Annotated in this window: 15 protein-coding genes; 12 read left to right on the top strand and 3 right to left on the bottom strand. The window is 59.4% G+C overall.

Going from position 1 to position 17,210, the window contains the following annotated elements; genetic code table 11:
* Window positions 1–45: 45 nt before the first annotated feature.
* A complete protein-coding gene (locus KBP52_RS23090; protein WP_212621037.1) occupies window positions 46–918 on the bottom strand; it encodes an ABC transporter substrate-binding protein in 873 nt (290 codons plus the stop codon).
* A 165-nt stretch (window positions 919–1,083) separates the two neighbouring features.
* Here KBP52_RS23090 and KBP52_RS23085 point away from each other — a divergent pair, with 165 nt between their 5' ends.
* Window positions 1,084–1,401, top strand: coding sequence for a Rieske (2Fe-2S) protein (locus KBP52_RS23085; protein ID WP_077574559.1), 318 nt, complete (start codon window positions 1,084–1,086; stop codon window positions 1,399–1,401).
* Here the strand turns inward: KBP52_RS23085 and sfsA are convergent.
* Together sfsA and KBP52_RS23075 are read right to left on the bottom strand one after the other, a co-directional pair.
* The gene (sfsA, locus tag KBP52_RS23080; protein ID WP_212621036.1) at window positions 1,398–2,111 is read right to left on the bottom strand and encodes a DNA/RNA nuclease SfsA; all 714 of its coding nucleotides are present in this window, start codon (window positions 2,109–2,111) and stop codon (window positions 1,398–1,400) included. The genes KBP52_RS23085 and sfsA overlap by 4 nt on opposite strands.
* Window positions 2,111–3,283: a pyridoxal phosphate-dependent aminotransferase gene (locus KBP52_RS23075; RefSeq protein WP_212621035.1), complete on the bottom strand. Its 1,173-nt coding sequence runs from the start codon at window positions 3,281–3,283 to the stop codon at window positions 2,111–2,113. Before KBP52_RS23075 ends, sfsA begins: the two co-directional genes overlap by 1 nt.
* A gap of 334 nt (window positions 3,284–3,617) precedes the next feature.
* Here KBP52_RS23075 and dksA point away from each other — a divergent pair, with 334 nt between their 5' ends.
* The 11 genes from dksA to pgi all read left to right on the top strand — a co-directional run bounded on the left by dksA (window position 3,618) and on the right by pgi (window position 16,970).
* On the top strand, window positions 3,618–4,061 hold the full coding sequence (gene dksA, locus KBP52_RS23070) for an RNA polymerase-binding protein DksA (protein ID WP_008080850.1): 444 nt from the start codon (window positions 3,618–3,620) through the stop codon (window positions 4,059–4,061).
* A gap of 199 nt (window positions 4,062–4,260) precedes the next feature.
* Window positions 4,261–5,157 carry a tRNA glutamyl-Q(34) synthetase GluQRS gene (gluQRS, locus tag KBP52_RS23065; RefSeq protein ID WP_212621034.1) on the top strand — a complete coding sequence of 299 codons (897 nt, stop codon included), beginning with the start codon at window positions 4,261–4,263 and terminating at the stop codon, window positions 5,155–5,157.
* Between the two features lie 77 nt (window positions 5,158–5,234).
* A complete protein-coding gene (locus KBP52_RS23060) occupies window positions 5,235–5,411 on the top strand; it encodes a hypothetical protein (RefSeq protein ID WP_003176118.1) in 177 nt (58 codons plus the stop codon).
* Window positions 5,395–8,349, top strand: coding sequence for a sensor histidine kinase (locus tag KBP52_RS23055; RefSeq protein WP_212621033.1), 2,955 nt, complete (start codon window positions 5,395–5,397; stop codon window positions 8,347–8,349). Before KBP52_RS23060 ends, KBP52_RS23055 begins: the two co-directional genes overlap by 17 nt.
* 22 nt (window positions 8,350–8,371) lie before the next feature.
* Window positions 8,372–9,805 (top strand): sigma-54 dependent transcriptional regulator, encoded by a 1,434-nt coding sequence (locus tag KBP52_RS23050; protein WP_077574564.1) that lies wholly within the window; start codon window positions 8,372–8,374, stop codon window positions 9,803–9,805.
* A 734-nt stretch (window positions 9,806–10,539) separates the two neighbouring features.
* Window positions 10,540–11,940 carry a polynucleotide adenylyltransferase PcnB gene (locus KBP52_RS23045; protein ID WP_077574566.1) on the top strand — a complete coding sequence of 467 codons (1,401 nt, stop codon included), beginning with the start codon at window positions 10,540–10,542 and terminating at the stop codon, window positions 11,938–11,940.
* 4 nt (window positions 11,941–11,944) lie between these two features.
* Entirely contained in the window at window positions 11,945–12,430 is a 486-nt protein-coding gene (gene folK / locus KBP52_RS23040) for a 2-amino-4-hydroxy-6-hydroxymethyldihydropteridine diphosphokinase (RefSeq protein ID WP_212621032.1), read from the top strand.
* 397 nt (window positions 12,431–12,827) lie between these two features.
* Window positions 12,828–13,628: a 3-methyl-2-oxobutanoate hydroxymethyltransferase gene (panB, locus tag KBP52_RS23035; protein WP_123593230.1), complete on the top strand. Its 801-nt coding sequence runs from the start codon at window positions 12,828–12,830 to the stop codon at window positions 13,626–13,628.
* Window positions 13,625–14,485: a pantoate--beta-alanine ligase gene (gene panC, locus KBP52_RS23030; RefSeq protein ID WP_077574569.1), complete on the top strand. Its 861-nt coding sequence runs from the start codon at window positions 13,625–13,627 to the stop codon at window positions 14,483–14,485. The genes panB and panC overlap by 4 nt, the downstream gene beginning before the upstream one ends.
* Before the next feature lie 210 nt (window positions 14,486–14,695).
* Entirely contained in the window at window positions 14,696–15,076 is a 381-nt protein-coding gene (gene panD / locus KBP52_RS23025) for an aspartate 1-decarboxylase (RefSeq protein WP_003205654.1), read from the top strand.
* 229 nt (window positions 15,077–15,305) lie between these two features.
* The gene (gene pgi, locus KBP52_RS23020; RefSeq protein ID WP_077574571.1) at window positions 15,306–16,970 is read left to right on the top strand and encodes a glucose-6-phosphate isomerase; all 1,665 of its coding nucleotides are present in this window, start codon (window positions 15,306–15,308) and stop codon (window positions 16,968–16,970) included.
* The last annotated feature ends 240 nt before the right edge of the window (window positions 16,971–17,210 follow it).

The following is a 17,210-nucleotide window of genomic DNA, read 5'->3' as shown; positions in this document are numbered from 1 at the left end:
GAAGCGTCAGGCCAATGAACAAGCCACGGGGTTTTACCAGTGTGGTCATTGGCCGCTCTTGGCCGGGTAGAAACCGTCAGACAGGGTTTTCAGCGCTGCCGGCAAACGTGGTCCGAGCCCACCGACCAACAAGGTAGGATCAAGCTCCAGCACACGCCCGGCCTTGGCCGCGCGACTTGAATTGAGAATCGGGTTTTCCTTGAACAGCGCCGCTTTCGCCGCCTCACCGGTCAACGCACGGTCGGCGAATACCAGTACTTCAGGATCGAGGCTGGCGAGGGACTCTACGGAGAACGGCTTGTAACCCGTGTGAGTTGCCAGATTATGTCCGCCCGCCTGTTGCAGCAGCCAGTCAGCGGCGGTGTCCTTGCCGGCGATCAACGGTTTGCCACCGGCATGCCCAAGCAACAGCAGAACACCCGGCGCTTTGTGTTTGGACTGCGCATCTGCAACCCGCACCTTCTGCGCATCGAGCTGCTGTTGATAACTTTGCAGTAGCTGCTTTGCCTGGGCTTCTGTGCCGAGCAACTGCCCCAGATGAGTGACGTTTTTCTCCAGCGTCGGCAGATCCGGTTGAGCCGAGAACAACACCACCTGGACCTTGGCCGCTTTGACTTGTGACAGAACCGGCGGCGGCCCCATTTCTTCAGTGCCGATGAGAATGTCCGGACGCAGACTGAGAATGCCCTCTGCCGAAAGACTGCGCTGGTAACCAATGCTCGGCAGCGCCTTCAACGAGTCCGGATGTTGACTGGTGGTATCGACGCCGACCAGTTTCGACTCACCGCCCAAGGCACTGACCCACTCCGACAGCGCACCGCCAGCGCTGACCCAACGTTGCGGCAAATCAGCCGCTGCAGCCTGGTGGCTGACCAAAAGTCCGACACACAGCACGGCAACGCGGGTACTCAGGCGCATACACAGCTTCCTTGAATAAGGTTTTTCCCGGGCATCAGGATGGCAGGCCAAGTATCCTCGACATCTGCCAGCCGCCTGCGGGCGAAGGCCGCCATTTGATAATTGTTTGCATTTAAACGTCAAGCTCGGACATATCCAGACACGAGCGGACACTAGAGGATAGCCATGAAGTTTCTCTGCGCGGGCATTGAGCTCGCCGAGGCCACCAGCCGGGGTTTTGAAGTCGACGGGAAAAAGCTGTTCGCCGTACGCCGTAGCGGGCAGGCATTCGTTTATCTCAATCGCTGCCCACACCGTGGCGTCGGGCTGGAATGGCATCCCGACCAGTTTCTCGACCCGAGCAACAGCCTGATCCAGTGCGCCACCCACGGCGCACTGTTTCTGATCGAGGACGGTGAATGCGTTGCCGGGCCTTGCGCCGGGCAAGCACTCACCGCCATCAATTGCCGTGAAGATGCGCAAGGCCTGTGGATCGATGTTTAACCGTTGAGCAACACGTCGAGACGCCGGTCGATGACCATCTCCTCATGGTCCAGCCGCACGCCATATGCCAGAACCTCAACGCCACAAGCGACCGCTTCGAGAAGCGCATCGGCGTAGGCCGAATCGATTTCCTTCGCCGGCCGCACCGCTTCAATCCCGGCCAGATTGACGCAATACAACTGCACCGCCCGAATTCCGTCCCGCGCCAGATGTGCCAACTCGCGCAGATGCTTGGCGCCACGCTGGGTCACGGCATCGGGAAACGCCGCCACCGCTGTACCGTCGAAACCCAGGGTGACACTTTTCACTTCCACATACGCCGGGCCACTCGGGTATTCGAGACGGAAATCGATACGGCTCTTTTCCTGCCCGTACGCGACTTCACGCTTCAACGCGGTAAAGCCGTTCAACTCGGTGATCACGCCCGCCTGTAACGCCTCTTCGACCAACCCGTTGGCACGAGCAGTATTGACGCAGAACAAACGGCCCTGCGGGGTTTCGCCAATTTCCCAAGTGCCGGGCAACTTGCGTTTGGGGTCATTAGAGCGGCTGAACCAGACCTGCCCGCCCTCGACCTGGCAATTGAGCATCGAACCGGTGTTTGGGCAGTGAATGGTCAGCAACTCGCCGCTAACGGTTTCGATATCGGCAAGAAAACGCTTGTAACGACGGATCAGTCGCGCCTCTTCCAGAGGGGGATAAAAGCGCATCAGCTTTGCCAGCTCTTCAAGCCACGCGCGATGCGCTCCACCGCTTCCTGTAAGCGCGGGAGGTTTTGCGTGTAGGCAAAACGCACATGGTGACTGGCCTGATAGCGACCGAAATCCAGACCCGGGGTGAACGCAACATGTTCGGTTTCAAGGAAATGACGGCAGAACGCGTAGGCATCGCCGCCGAACTGGCTGATATCGGCGTACAAGTAGAACGCGCCTTCAGGCTCCACGGCGATGTTGAAACCCAACTCGCGCAGGGCCGGCAGGAGGAAATCGCGACGACGACCGAACTCTGCGCGGCGCTCTTCCAGAATGGCGATGGTGTCCGGTTCGAAACACGCCAATGCAGCGTATTGCGCCATGCTCGGGGCGCTGATGTAGAGGTTCTGCGCGAGCTTTTCCAGATCACTGACCGCCGCCTCCGGCGCGACCAGCCAGCCCAGACGCCAGCCGGTCATGCCGAAGTACTTGGAGAAACTGTTCAGGACAAAGGCGCTGTCATCGACTTCCAGCACGCTGGCGGCATCGGTGCCGTAGGTCAGACCGTGATAGATCTCGTCCACCACCAGATGCCCGTGTTTCGCCTTGATGGCTGTGGATAACCCGGCCAGCTCATCGCGGGTCAGGATCGTCCCGGTCGGGTTGGCCGGCGAAGCGACCAGTGCGCCGACGCTGTCATGATCCCAATGCCGCTCGACCAGATCAGGAGTCAGTTGATAACGCACGTCCGGCCCCACCGGCACCAGCTGCGCCGCGCCTTCGACCAAACGCAGGAAGTGCCGGTTGCACGGGTAACCCGGATCCGCCAGCAGCCAGTGTTTACCGGGATCGACCAGCAACGCACTGGCCAGCAACAGAGCACCGGAACCGCCCGGCGTGATCAAAATCCGTCGCGGATCGATGTTCAGGCCATACCGGGATTGATAAAACCCGGCAATCGCCTCGCGCAACTCGGGAATGCCGCGCGCGGCGGTGTAGCGGGTCTTGCCCGCCGTCAGTGCAGCCTGCCCCGCGCGGATGATCGGCTCGGCAGTGGTGAAGTCCGGCTCGCCGATCTCCAGATGGATGACGTCGTGGCCTTCAGCCTGCAATTCATTGGCCCGCGCCAGCAGCGCCATTACATGGAACGGTTCGATCGCACGACTGCGCGCACTGTAAGGCTGAGCCATTGGTTTTCCTTCGGCAGGGAAAAAGAGACGATTCTACCCATCTGCCGGAACGAGCGAGAACCCGCAGCGGTCACAGCCTCAAGAACGCTGGACTGTAACGATATGAGCGTACGCTCCAGGATTGACTAAAATCAGTGATTGAACAGGTCTTCAACACCACCAGACACGGCTTGCCAAACATTTGCAAGCGCCACCCGCCGGGGCCTCGACATCCGGGAGTAGCGCAGGCCGATTTGATCTGGTAAGTTCGCCCGCTTGCAGCCGCAGGGCCGGCAGGTGTCGGTGATGGAGCAATCCTGCGCAATGGATTACAAGAGTAGAGGCGGTCCATTTCATGCCCACCCAAGCAAAGCAACAGCAGAATCAGACGATCAGCGGTTTCGAACCTTATGTTCCGGCGAAAGGTGAGGAGTACATGGGCGCCCCGATGCGTGCGCACTTCACCAAGGTCCTGAACAAGTGGAAACAGGAGTTGATGCAGGAAGTCGACCGCACCGTTGACCACATGAAGGACGAAGCGGCCAATTTCCCGGACCCGGCCGACCGTGCCAGCCAGGAAGAAGAATTCGCCCTCGAGCTGCGCGCCCGCGACCGCGAACGCAAGCTGATCAAGAAAATCGACAAGACACTGCAACTGATCGAAGACGAAGAGTACGGCTGGTGTGATTCGTGCGGCGTCGAGATTGGCGTAAAACGCCTCGAAGCACGCCCTACAGCCGACATGTGCGTCGACTGCAAGACACTGGCGGAAATCAAGGAAAAGCAGGTCGGCAAGTAATCTCGACCTGAACAAAAAACGGAGCGTGCGAACGCTCCGTTTTTGTTTCTGCCTTTTGCCTTTTGCCTTTTGTAGGAGTGAGCCTGCTCGCGATAGCGGTGGGTCGGTCAATATCGGTGTTGAATGTCACACCGCTATCGCGAGCAGGCTCACTCCTACAGGTTGACCTGCGTATAGCCTGAAAAGTAGTTTCGTCTTCATGACTGCCAAAACATCCCCCGCCTACATCGGCCGCTTCGCCCCAACCCCCAGTGGCCACTTGCACTTCGGTTCGCTGGTTGCCGCCCTCGCCTCTTACCTCGACGCTCGCTCGGTCGGCGGTCGCTGGCTGGTGCGCATGGAAGATCTCGATCCACCCCGTGAAGAACCTGGCGCGCAAACCGCGATCCTCAAGGCACTGGAAAGTTACGGCTTCGAATGGGACGGCGACATGGTGCGCCAGAGCGATCGCCACGATGCTTACGCCGAAGTGCTCAACAGTCTGTTCAATCATGGCCTGTCCTACGCCTGTACTTGCTCGCGCAAACAGCTCGAAGCGTACAACGGCATTTATCCGGGCCTGTGCCGCAATGCCGGTCACGATCAGCAAGACGCGGCGATCCGCCTGCGAGTTCCGGAGCTGGAATACCACTTCATTGACCGCGTGCAGGGCGAATACCGTCAGCATCTGGGCCGCGACGTTGGCGATTTCGTGATTCGTCGCCGCGATGGCCTCTATGCCTATCAATTGGCCGTGGTCCTCGACGATGCATGGCAAGGCATCACCGACATCGTCCGCGGTGCCGATCTGCTCGACTCGACCCCGCGCCAGCTCTACCTGCAAGAACTGTTGGGCCTGCGCCAGCCGCGTTACTTGCACCTGCCGCTGATTACCCAACCGGATGGCAACAAGCTCGGCAAATCCTATCGCTCGCCGCCGCTGCAAGCCGATCAAGCGACGCCGTTGCTGCTGCGAGCCCTGCGCGCACTGGGGCAAAACCCCGACGCCGAACTGGCTCACGCCACGCCGCAAGAGTTGCTGGCGTGGGGCAGCGCGCACTGGGATGCGACAAAGATCCCGCGCACACTGACCCTGCCCGAGGCGCAACTGCAATGACGACACTTGCAGTCGCGCGCCCATCCGTTACCATCGCCGCACGTTTTCGGGCACGCGCATAAAAAAGAGAGGCCGGGATGTACATCTATCGCTTGGTCCTGCTTTTAGTCGTGGGGATCTATCTGTTTTCCCCCGCCATCATGGATTGGTGGATCGACGCTACGGGCGCCTGGTATCGCCCCTATCTGCTCTGGCTGATCCTGATTGTCGTAACCTTCATCCTGCAGAGCCAAAAAGATGCCGATGAGCTTTAGCCTGACCCAGATGATCCTGGTCAGCACCGCGTACCTGGCGGTGCTGTTCGGCGTTGCCTGGATCAGCGAACGGGGCATGATCCCGCGCGCGATCATTCGCCACCCGTTGACCTACACGTTGTCGCTGGGGGTTTACGCCAGTGCGTGGGCGTTCTACGGCACGGTGGGGCTTGCCTATCAGTACGGTTACGGCTTTCTGTCCAGTTACCTCGGCGTGTCTGGCGCGTTTCTGCTGGCGCCGGTGTTGCTCTATCCGATTCTGAAGATCACCCGTACTTATCAACTGTCGTCGCTGGCCGATCTGTTTGCATTTCGCTTTCGCAGCACCTGGGCCGGTGCGCTGACCACGATTTTCATGCTGATAGGTGTACTGCCGTTACTGGCGCTGCAGATTCAAGCGGTCGCCGACTCCATCGGCATCCTCACCGGCGAGCCCATTCAGAGCCGCGTGGCGTTGGCGTTCTGTGCGCTGATCATCCTGTTTACGATTTTCTTCGGCTCCCGGCATATCGCCACCCGCGAGAAGCACGAAGGCCTGGTATTCGCGATTGCCTTTGAATCGGTGATCAAACTGGTTGCCCTCGGCGGCGTCGGTTTGTATGCGCTGTACGGCGTGTTCGACGGCCCGCAACAACTTGAACTGTGGCTGCTGCAAAACCAGACCGCCCTCGCCGCCCTGCACACGCCATTGCAGGAAGGCCCGTGGCGCACGTTGTTGCTGGTGTTCTTCGCCTCGGCGATCGTGATGCCGCACATGTATCACATGACCTTCACCGAAAACCTCAATCCGCGCTCGCTGGTCAGTGCGAGCTGGGGCTTGCCACTGTTCCTGCTGCTGATGAGCCTGGCGGTGCCGCTGATTCTCTGGGCCGGCCTGAAACTGGGCGCCACGACCAACCCGGAATACTTCACCCTCGGCATTGGTATCGCTGCCAACAGCAAACCGCTGGCGTTGCTCGCCTATGTCGGCGGCTTATCGGCAGCCAGCGGGCTGATTATTGTCACCACGCTCGCGCTGTCGGGCATGGCGTTGAACCACCTGGTGCTGCCGCTTTATCAGCCACCGGCCGAAGGCAATATCTACCGTTGGCTGAAGTGGACCCGCCGCGCATTGATCGTCGCGATCATCATGGCCGGCTTCGGTTTCTACCTGATGCTCGGCGCCGAGCAGGATCTGGCCAACCTCGGCATCGTCGCGTTTGTCGCGACCCTGCAATTCCTGCCCGGCGTATTGTCGGTACTGTATTGGCCGACCGCTAACCGTCGGGGTTTTATCGCCGGTTTGCTGGCAGGGATCCTGGTCTGGGTGGTGACCATGCTGTTGCCGCTGGTCGGAAATCTGCAGGGTTTCTACATTCCGCTGCTGAACATGATTTACGTGCTCGACGACACCAGTTGGCACATGGCCGCGATCGCCTCGCTGGCGGCCAACGTATTGATGTTCACCCTGATCTCGCTGTTCACCAACGCCAGTCCCGAAGAAGCCAGCGCTGCGGAAGCCTGCGCTGTGGATAACGTTCGTCGCCCGCAACGGCGCGAACTGCACGCCGCCTCCCCCCAGGAATTCGCTACACAACTGGCGAAACCGTTGGGTGCCAAGGCTGCACAGAAGGAAGTCGAGCAAGCGCTGCGTGATCTTTATCTGCCGTTCGACGAACGCCGCCCGTACGCCTTGCGCCGTTTGCGTGACCGCATCGAAGCCAACCTCTCCGGCCTGATGGGCCCGAGCGTGGCGCAGGATATGGTCGAGACCTTCCTGCCGTACAAGGCCGGCGGCGAAAACTATGTGACCGAAGACATCCACTTCATCGAAAGCCGCCTTGAGGATTACCACTCGCGCCTCACTGGCCTGGCCGCCGAACTCGATGCGCTGCGCCGTTACCACCGCCAGACCTTGCAGGAACTGCCGATGGGCGTCTGCTCGCTGGCCAAGGATCAAGAGATCCTGATGTGGAACAAGGCCATGGAAGAACTCACCGGGATCGCCGCGCAACGCGTGGTTGGCTCGCGTTTGAGCACCATCGGCGAGCCATGGAAAGGTCTGCTGCAAGGCTTCATCGATCTGCCGGACGAGCATTTGCACAAACAGCACCTGGCCCTCGACGGCCAGACTCGTTGGCTGAATCTGCACAAAGCGGCCATCGATGAACCGCTGGCACCGGGCAACAGTGGTCTGGTGTTACTGGTTGAAGATTTGACTGAAACGCAGATGCTCGAAGACAAACTGGTGCACTCCGAGCGTCTGGCCAGCATTGGTCGCCTTGCGGCCGGTGTGGCCCACGAAATCGGCAACCCGATCACCGGCATCGCTTGTCTGGCGCAGAACCTGCGCGAAGAACGAGAAGACGACGGCGAACTGACGGAAATCAGCGGACAGATTCTCGAACAGACCAAACGTGTGTCACGCATCGTCCAGTCGCTGATGAGCTTCGCCCATGCCGGCAGCCATCAGCACAGCGACGAGCCCGTTTGTCTGGCCGAAGTCGCCCAGGATGCAATTGGCCTGCTGGCGCTGAACCGACGCAATTTCGAAGTGCAGTTCTACAACCTCTGTGATCCCGATCACTGGGTCGAAGGCGATCCGCAGCGACTCGCCCAGGTCTTGATCAATCTGCTCTCCAACGCCCGCGACGCCTCGCCGCCGCACAGTGCGGTAAGGGTCAAGAGCGAAGCCGGCGAACACACGGTCGATCTGATCGTCGAAGACGAAGGCAGCGGTATTCCGAAGAACATCATGGATAGATTGTTCGAACCCTTCTTCACCACCAAGGATCCTGGCGAAGGCACCGGTCTGGGCCTTGCACTGGTCTATTCCATCGTTGAAGAGCATTATGGACAAATCACCATCGACAGCCCGGCTGATGTACAAAGCCAACGCGGCACCCGTATCCGGGTGACCTTACCGCGTCATGTCGAAGCGACGTCCGCTGTGAACTGAGACCGTCGAGAGTATCGAATCAATGCCGCACATTTTGATCGTCGAAGACGAAACAATTATCCGCTCCGCCTTGCGCCGCCTGCTGGAACGCAACCAGTACCAGGTCAGCGAAGCCGGTTCAGTGCAGGAAGCACAAGAACGCTTCACCATTCCTACGTTCGATCTGATCGTCAGCGATCTGCGTCTGCCGGGCGCGCCGGGCACCGAGCTGATCAAGCTCGGCCAGGGCACACCGGTGCTGATCATGACCAGTTACGCCAGCCTGCGCTCGGCGGTCGACTCGATGAAGATGGGCGCGGTGGACTACATCGCCAAGCCTTTCGACCACGATGAAATGCTTCAAGCTGTCGCGCGGATCCTGCGTGATCGGCAATCGGCACCCGCTGCCGGTGAAGCGGTTGCCAGCAAACCGACCAATGGCAGCGGCAAATCCGCCGTCGACAACAGTAACGGTGAAATCGGCATCATCGGCTCCTGCCCACCGATGCAGGATCTGTACAGCAAGATCCGCAAAGTCGCGCCAACCGATTCCAATGTGTTGATCCAGGGGGAGTCCGGCACCGGTAAAGAACTGGTGGCCCGCGCCCTGCACAACCTGTCGAAACGCGCCAAGGCGCCGATGATTTCGGTGAACTGCGCGGCCATCCCGGAAAGCCTGATCGAGTCCGAACTGTTCGGCCACGAAAAAGGCGCGTTCACCGGCGCCAGCGCCGGGCGTGCCGGTCTGGTCGAAGCGGCGGACGGCGGCACGCTGTTCCTCGACGAAATCGGCGAGTTGCCACTGGAAGCTCAGGCGCGTCTGTTGCGTGTGTTGCAGGAAGGCGAAATTCGCCGGGTCGGTTCGGTGCAGTCGCAGAAGGTCGATGTGCGCCTGATCGCGGCCACTCACCGGGATCTCAAGAGCCTGGCGAAAATCGGCCAGTTCCGTGAAGACCTTTATTACCGTCTGCACGTGATCGCCCTGAAACTGCCGGCCCTGCGCGAGCGCGGCGCCGACGTCAACGAAATCGCCACGGCTTTCCTCGCTCGCCAGAGTGCACGCATCAACCGTACCGACCTGAAATTTGCCGCCGATGCCGAACAGGCGATCCGGCATTATTCCTGGCCGGGTAACGTGCGAGAGCTGGAGAACGCGGTCGAGCGCGCGGTGATTCTGAGCGAAAGTCCGGAAATCTCCGCCGACCTGCTGGGCATCGACATCGAGTTGAGCGATCTGGAAGACGACGAGTTCATCGGTCTGCCGCCGCAGGCGGGTAACGCCAGCAACAGCAGCCATGAGCCGACCGAAGACCTGTCGCTGGAGGACTACTTCCAGCACTTCGTCCTCGAGCATCAGGACCACATGACCGAGACCGAACTGGCGCGCAAACTGGGCGTCAGCCGCAAATGTCTGTGGGAACGCCGTCAGCGTCTGGGCATCCCACGGCGCAAGACCGGGGTCGCCAGCGAGAGCTGAACGTTATCTGTCGAGTGTGCGGGTAACGCTTGAAGGTGTGAAAAAACTGTTACCGCAGTCGATTCACGTAACAGAAGCCGGGGTTATCGGTAACGAAACCCCGGCTTTTTTTCGCCCCGACAAAACGGTTATATCGACCTAACCCCTTGTTTTATTGGGCTTCACAAAAGTTGGCACGCCCCCTGCTATATGTTTAGTACAAGAACAATAACAAGCAATGCACAAGACAATAAAAATAAGACGAATCGACTCACGCACAATAAAAACAAGACGGCGAGAGGCGCAGCTAACTGATTCTTTTGGAGAGGCGTTGTATTTGGGGCTTGCCCCACGACCAGGCCGAGAACAACAAAAACTGTCCTAAGACAGAGCCTGTACTGGTTGGATCGAGAGATCACTGCAATTCAGCGACCAAAGCAATCCGTTTGCTCTTGGCTCCCGATTGGGAGGGTCACGAAGGAAACACTTCGTGGCGAGGGCACTCAACAAAAACAAGAAGCCCGAATCAATAATAAAAAGAGCACGCAACTACTTCTTGGGGAGCTTCGGCTCCCCTTGTAGTTTCTCCTCCGCTGCAAAATCCCCCATTTTTATCGCGCGCGATGCCTGTAGCCTGCGGCTTGCAGCTCAAATCGGCCGTGTCCTACACCATCCCTCGACTAAATGCTAGAATCTGCGCCCATCATGCGGTCATTCTTTGGTATGGCCGAACATTCCTTCAAACAGTGCATCCCATGCTGAAGAAGTTGTTCCAGTCATTCCGAACTCCCGTGCGTCGTACGCAACACATCCGTAGCACCCCTGAAGTGCTCAACAGCGGTCAACATTCGCTGCAGAAAACGCAGTTCAGCCGCTATGCGGTGAATATCGTCGAACGCCTGCAAGGTGCCGGTTACCAGGCTTATCTGGTCGGCGGTTGCGTGCGTGACATGCTGCTGGGCATCACGCCCAAGGACTTCGACGTCGCCACCAGCGCCACGCCCGAGCAAGTCCGTGCCGAATTCCGCAATGCGCGGATCATCGGCCGTCGCTTCAAACTGGTGCACATTCATTTCGGTCGCGAAATCATCGAAGTCGCGACTTTTCGCGCCAATCACCCGGTCAACGAAGACGACGAAGACAGCAACCAGTCCTCGCGTAACGAAAGCGGGCGAATTTTGCGCGACAACGTTTACGGCACCCTGGAAGAAGACGCGCAACGCCGCGACTTCACCATCAACGCCCTGTATTACGATCCGGTCAGCGAGCGCATCCTCGACTACGCCAACGGCGTACACGACATCCGCAACCACCTGATCCGCCTGATCGGCGATCCGAAGCAGCGCTATCAGGAAGACCCGGTGCGCATGCTGCGTGCCGTGCGTTTCGCCGCCAAGCTCAACTTCGGTATCGAGAAGCACACCGTGCAGCCGATTCGTGAACTGGCGCCGATGCTGCGCGAGATCCCTTCGGCGCGTCTATTCGAAGAAGTGCTCAAACTGTTCCTCTCAGGACACGGCGCGATCACCTTTGAAATGCTGGTCGACCTGCAACTCTTCGCCCCGCTGTTCCCGGCCAGTGCCGATGCGCTGGAACACAACCCGGAATACACCCACACGCTGATCAGCGAAGCGCTGACCAACACCGATCTGCGCATCAAGCAGAACAAACCGGTGACCCCGGCGTTCCTGTTTGCCGCGCTGCTGTGGCCTGCTCTGCCGGCCCGCGTGTTGCGCTTGCAAGAACGCGGCATGCCGCCGATTCCGGCGATGCAGGAGGGCGCCCACGAGCTGATCGCCGAACAGTGCCAGCGCATTGCGATTCCGAAACGCTTCACCATGCCGATCCGCGAGATCTGGGACATGCAGGAACGTCTGCCACGGCGCAGCGGCAAACGTGCCGACCTGTTGCTGGATAATCCGCGTTTCCGTGCCGGTTACGACTTCCTGTTGCTGCGTGAAAGCGCTGGCGAAGAGACCGATGGCCTCGGTGAATGGTGGACGGATTATCAGGACGCCAACGACAGCGAGCGCCGCGACATGATCCGCGACCTCAGCGGCAAGGGCGATGACGCCAGCGGTGCTCCGCGCAAACGTCGCCGCAGCAGCGGTTCCAAGCGCAAACGCGCCAGCGCCCCGAGTGCTACAGGCGAGTAAAGGCATGGAACGCATCTACATCGGCATGGGCAGCAACCTCGCTGACCCCGCCGAACAATTGCGCAGCGCCGTCGAGGCGCTGGGGCAATTGCCGCAGACCACACTGGTGGGCGTTTCCGCCTTCTATCAAAGCGATTCATTGCTGCCGGGCCAACCGCGATATACCAACGCGGTTGCGGCGCTCGACAGCGATCTTGCGCCGATTGCACTGCTCGACGCGCTGCAAGCCATCGAGAACGATCAGGGCCGCGAGCGTTTAGAGCGCTGGGGCCCGCGTACGCTGGATCTGGATATTCTGTTGTTTGGCGATCGACTGATCGACGAGCCACGCCTGAAAGTCCCGCATTACCAGATTCAGGAACGCGCGTTCGTGCTGTATCCCCTCGCTGAACTGGCCCCACAAGATTTGCGTCTTGCCGACGGTCGCACCCTTACCGATCTGTTGGCTGCCTGCCCGTTCGTCGGCCTGGAACGCCTCTCCCACGCCTGACACAAACCCTTTGTAGGAGTGAGCCTGCTCGCGATAGCGGTCTGTAAGCCAAAGATTTATGGGCTGATCCACCGCTATCGCGAGCAGGCTCACTCCTACAGTGTCTGCGCCATATCCAGATTTATTGTCAGACAAAAACCTCGCGAATCAGCCCCGCCGCGCCGCTGAATCGCATCAGTAACGCCGGTAACACTCCCCTCGTAACAATGCGGTAACACACGCAATTGACTTCCTGTTGGCTCATCACGACTATAGGCGTCCCGCTGCCGCCAACCCGGCACATACGGGCGCAATCCAGGCCTTATAAGCACGACAAAAGAGCGTGCGCCTGAGTAGATGAAGAATCACGCGCGTTACTCGCAGTAGTTTCCAGAGCGCCTGAACGAGGATTTTTTACATGCCAGCCATCACCCTGACCACGCTCCAGAGCCTCAAGCAGAAAGGTGAAAAGATCACCATGCTGACCTGCTATGACGCGACCTTCGCCCACGCCTGCAACGAGGCCGGTGTCGAAGTGCTGCTGGTGGGCGACTCCCTCGGCATGGTCCTGCAAGGTCACGACAGCACTTTGCCGGTGACCACCGCAGAAATGGCCTACCACACCGCCTGCGTCAAACGCGGCAACAGCGACGCCCTGATCCTCGCCGACCTGCCGTTCATGGCCAACGCCACCCTCGAACAAACCATGACTAACAGCGCCATGTTGATGCAGGCAGGCGCGCACATGATCAAAGTCGAAGGTCAGTTGTGGCTGGCCGATTCGATCCGTCTGCTCGCCGAGCGCGGTGTACCGGTTTGCGCGCACATGGGTCTGACCCCGCAAGCGGTGAACATTCTTGGCGGCTATAAAGTGCAGGGCCGCAACGAGAACCAGGCGCGGCAGATGCGTGCCGACGCGATCTCGCTGGAACAGGCCGGTGCGGCGATGCTGCTGCTGGAATGCGTGCCGAGCGAACTGGCTGCAGAAATCAGCCAAGCGGTAAAAATCCCGGTCATCGGGATCGGCGCCGGTAACGCCACCGACGGCCAGGTTCTGGTACTGCACGACATGCTCGGGCTGTCGATCACTGGCCGCGTGCCAAAGTTCGTGAAGAACTTCATGCAGGGTCAGGACAGCATCCAGTCCGCGCTGAAGGCTTACGTCAATGAAGTCAAAGCCACCACGTTCCCCGGCATCGAACACGGATTCTCTGCATGAACACCGTTAAAACCGTACGCGAACTGCGCGCCGCCGTAGCCCGCGCCCGCAGCGAAGGCAAACGCATCGGCTTCGTACCGACCATGGGCAACCTGCACAGCGGTCACGTTGCACTGATCACCAAAGCCACCCAACGGGTGGATTTCGTGGTCGCGAGCATTTTCGTCAACCCGCTGCAGTTCGGCGCTGGCGAAGACCTCGATAAATACCCGCGCACGTTGGCGGCGGATCAGGAGAAGCTGCTCGAAGCGGGCTGCTCTCTACTGTTCGCGCCAACCGTCGAAGAAATGTACCCCGACGGCATGGCCGGACAGACTCGGGTCAGCGTGCCGCAATTGTCCGAAGGCCTGTGCGGCGCCAGCCGTCCGGGGCACTTCGAAGGCGTGGCGACGGTGGTCAGCAAGCTGTTCAACATGGTCCAGCCGGATCTGGCGATTTTCGGCCAGAAGGATTACCAGCAACTGGCGGTGATTCGCGCGCTGGTGCATGACCTGAACATGCCGATCCAGATCATCGGCGAACCGACCGTGCGTGCCGCCGATGGCCTGGCGCTGTCCTCGCGCAACGGTTTCCTCAGCGAAGAACAACGCGCGGTGGCTCCGGTCGTTTATCGCTCGCTGAGCAACATTGCCGAGTCGATCAAGCAAGGTGAACGCGACTTCCCGGCGCTGATCGCTGCCCAGTTGCAGCAGCTTGAAGCCGCAGGTCTGCGCCCGGACTACCTGGAAATCCGCCATGCCCTGACCCTGCGTCCGGCGACGGCTGAAGACCGTGATCTGGTGATTCTGGTGGCGGCGTTCCTCGGCACCACGCGGTTGATCGACAATCTGCACCTGAATCTCGATACCCCGGTTTAAAGACACCGCAATACCCCCTGTAGGAGTGAGCCTGCTCGCGATAGCGGTGTGTCAGTCAGCATTAGTGTTGAATGACACACCGCTATCGCGAGCAGGCTCACTCCTACAGTGGTTTTCGGTGTTATGAAAATTGCATTTCAAGCCGTATTGCCGCCCTCAAAGCCTTCGGGCACACTGCCCGCCGTTCGATTCCAACCCGGGAAAACCCTCATGCACGCGATCATGCTCAAGGCCAAACTGCACCGCGCCGAAGTCACTCATGCGGTGCTCGATTACGAAGGTTCGTGCGCCATCGATGGCGAGTGGCTGGACTTGTCCGGCATCCGTGAATACGAGCAGATCCAGATTTATAACGTCGACAATGGTGAGCGCTTCACCACCTACGCGATTCGTGGCGAAGAGGGTTCGCGGATGATCTCCGTCAATGGCGCCGCTGCGCACAAGGCCAAGGTCGGCGACCGCGTGATCATTTGTGCCTATGCCCATTACAGCGAAGCCGAGCTGGTCAATTTCAAGCCGCGCATGCTCTACATGGCGCCGGGCAATGAGCTGAGCCACACCAGCAACGCCATCCCGGTTCAGCTCGCCTGATCCCGATTTCGCCCCGCCCCCTCCGTTTGTCGGCCAGTTCCCGGTCTGGATGTTAAAAAAGTACAGGGATCTGGTCAGACAAAGTCAAGACAGAACGCAGCGCGAGGTTTACTGTATTCGCCCTGTGTCCGGAAATCGTGTCGACGCAGTTGATCCCATGCCCAAACATGGCGTGCCGGGTCTGTTCAGTGTTCAAAAGGCCGTTCAAGTAAAAAGGAAAACCGCAGCGATGGCGTATTACCTCACTCCTCAAGACGTTACCGCTCTGCCCGCCTGGCAAGCGTTGAAAGATCACCGCCAAGCCATGCAGGATTTCAGCATGCGCGAAGCCTTCAACGCCGATCCGCAGCGCTTCAATCAATTCACCCTCAGCAGCTGCGGACTGTTTCTCGATTATTCGAAAAATTTGATCAACGCCCAGACCCGCAATCTGCTGGTGGGTCTGGCCAATGAAGTCGATCTCAAAGGCGCCATCAAAGCGCTGTTCGAAGGCGAAATCGTCAACACTTCCGAAGGCCGCCCGGCGCTGCACACCGCCCTGCGCCGCCCGGTAGGCGACAAGCTGTCGGTCAACGGCGTCAACGTGATGCCGGAAGTGCACAAGGTCCTGAACCAGATCACCGATCTGGTCGGCCGTATCCACGATGGCCTGTGGCGTGGTTACACCGAAAAGCCGATCACTGATGTGGTCAACATCGGCATCGGTGGCTCGTTCCTCGGCCCTGAACTGGTGTCCGAAGCACTGCTGTCCTACGCGCAGAAAGGCGTGCGTTGCCATTATCTGGCGAACATCGATGGCAGCGAATTCCACGAGCTGACGCAGAAACTGCGCGCCGAGACCACACTGTTCATCGTCTCGTCGAAATCCTTCAACACCCTCGAAACCCTGAAGAACGCTCAAGCTGCGCGCGCCTGGTACCTGGCGCAGGGCGGTTCGGAAGCCGAGCTGTATCGTCACTTCATCGCCGTATCGAGCAACAACGCCGCTGCCGTGGCCTTCGGTATCCGCGAAGAAAACATCTTCCCGATGTGGGACTGGGTCGGTGGGCGTTACTCGCTGTGGTCGGCGATCGGTTTGCCAATCGCTCTGGCCATCGGCATGTCCAACTTCAAGGAATTGCTGTCCGGTGCCTACACCATGGACCAGCATTTCCAGACCGCGCCGTTCGAACAGAACATGCCGGTGCTGCTGGCCCTGCTCGGCGTGTGGTACGGCAACTTCTGGGGCGCGCAAAGCCACGCGATCCTGCCGTACGACCACTACCTGCGCAACATCACCAAGCACTTGCAACAACTGGACATGGAATCCAACGGCAAGAGCGTGCGCCAGGACGGCACGCCGGTGTCGACCGATACCGGTCCGGTGATCTGGGGCGGCGTCGGCTGCAACGGTCAGCACGCTTACCACCAGTTGCTGCATCAAGGTTCGCAGTTGATCCCGGCCGATTTCATCGTGCCGATCGTCAGCTTCAACCCGGTTTCCGACCACCATCAGTGGCTGTACGCCAACTGCCTGTCGCAGAGCCAGGCGCTGATGCTCGGCAAAACCCTGCCGGAAGCCGAGCAAGAGTTGCGCGACAAAGGCATGAGCGAAGAAGAAGTGCACAAACTCGCGCCACACAAGGTGATCCCGGGCAACCGTCCGAGCAACACCATTGTGGTTGAACGCATCAGCCCGCGTCGTCTCGGCGCGCTGGTGGCAATGTATGAACATAAAGTGTTCGTACAAAGCGTGGTCTGGGGCATCAACGCCTTTGACCAGTGGGGCGTGGAATTGGGCAAGGAACTGGGCAAAGGCGTTTACAACCGCCTGGTCGGCAGCGATGAAAGCACTGCTGACGATCCTTCCACTCAGGGCCTGATCAACTACTTCCGCGGTCGTCACCGCGGTTGATCAGTTGCTTGATAGAGAGCCCCTGAAGTTCAGGGGCTTTTTTTCGTCTGGCGTTTGGCGTGGATTTCGCGGTGACAGCCAAATCGTTTCCCCCTCACCCCAGCCCTCTCCCCCCAGGGGCGAGGGGGAAAGGGAGCCGATTTTCACGTTTTCGATACTTGAGTTCGACTCCGAAATTTCAGGTCGATGTATCAAGCCCAAACACCTCGGTCAGTCCCCTCTCCCTTTGGGAGAGGGTTA

Source organism: Pseudomonas sp. SCA2728.1_7, from assembly GCF_018138145.1.
In the GTDB taxonomy this organism is placed as follows: Bacteria; Pseudomonadota; Gammaproteobacteria; order Pseudomonadales; family Pseudomonadaceae; genus Aquipseudomonas; species Aquipseudomonas koreensis_A.
This window is presented reverse-complemented; position numbering and strand designations above follow the sequence as displayed.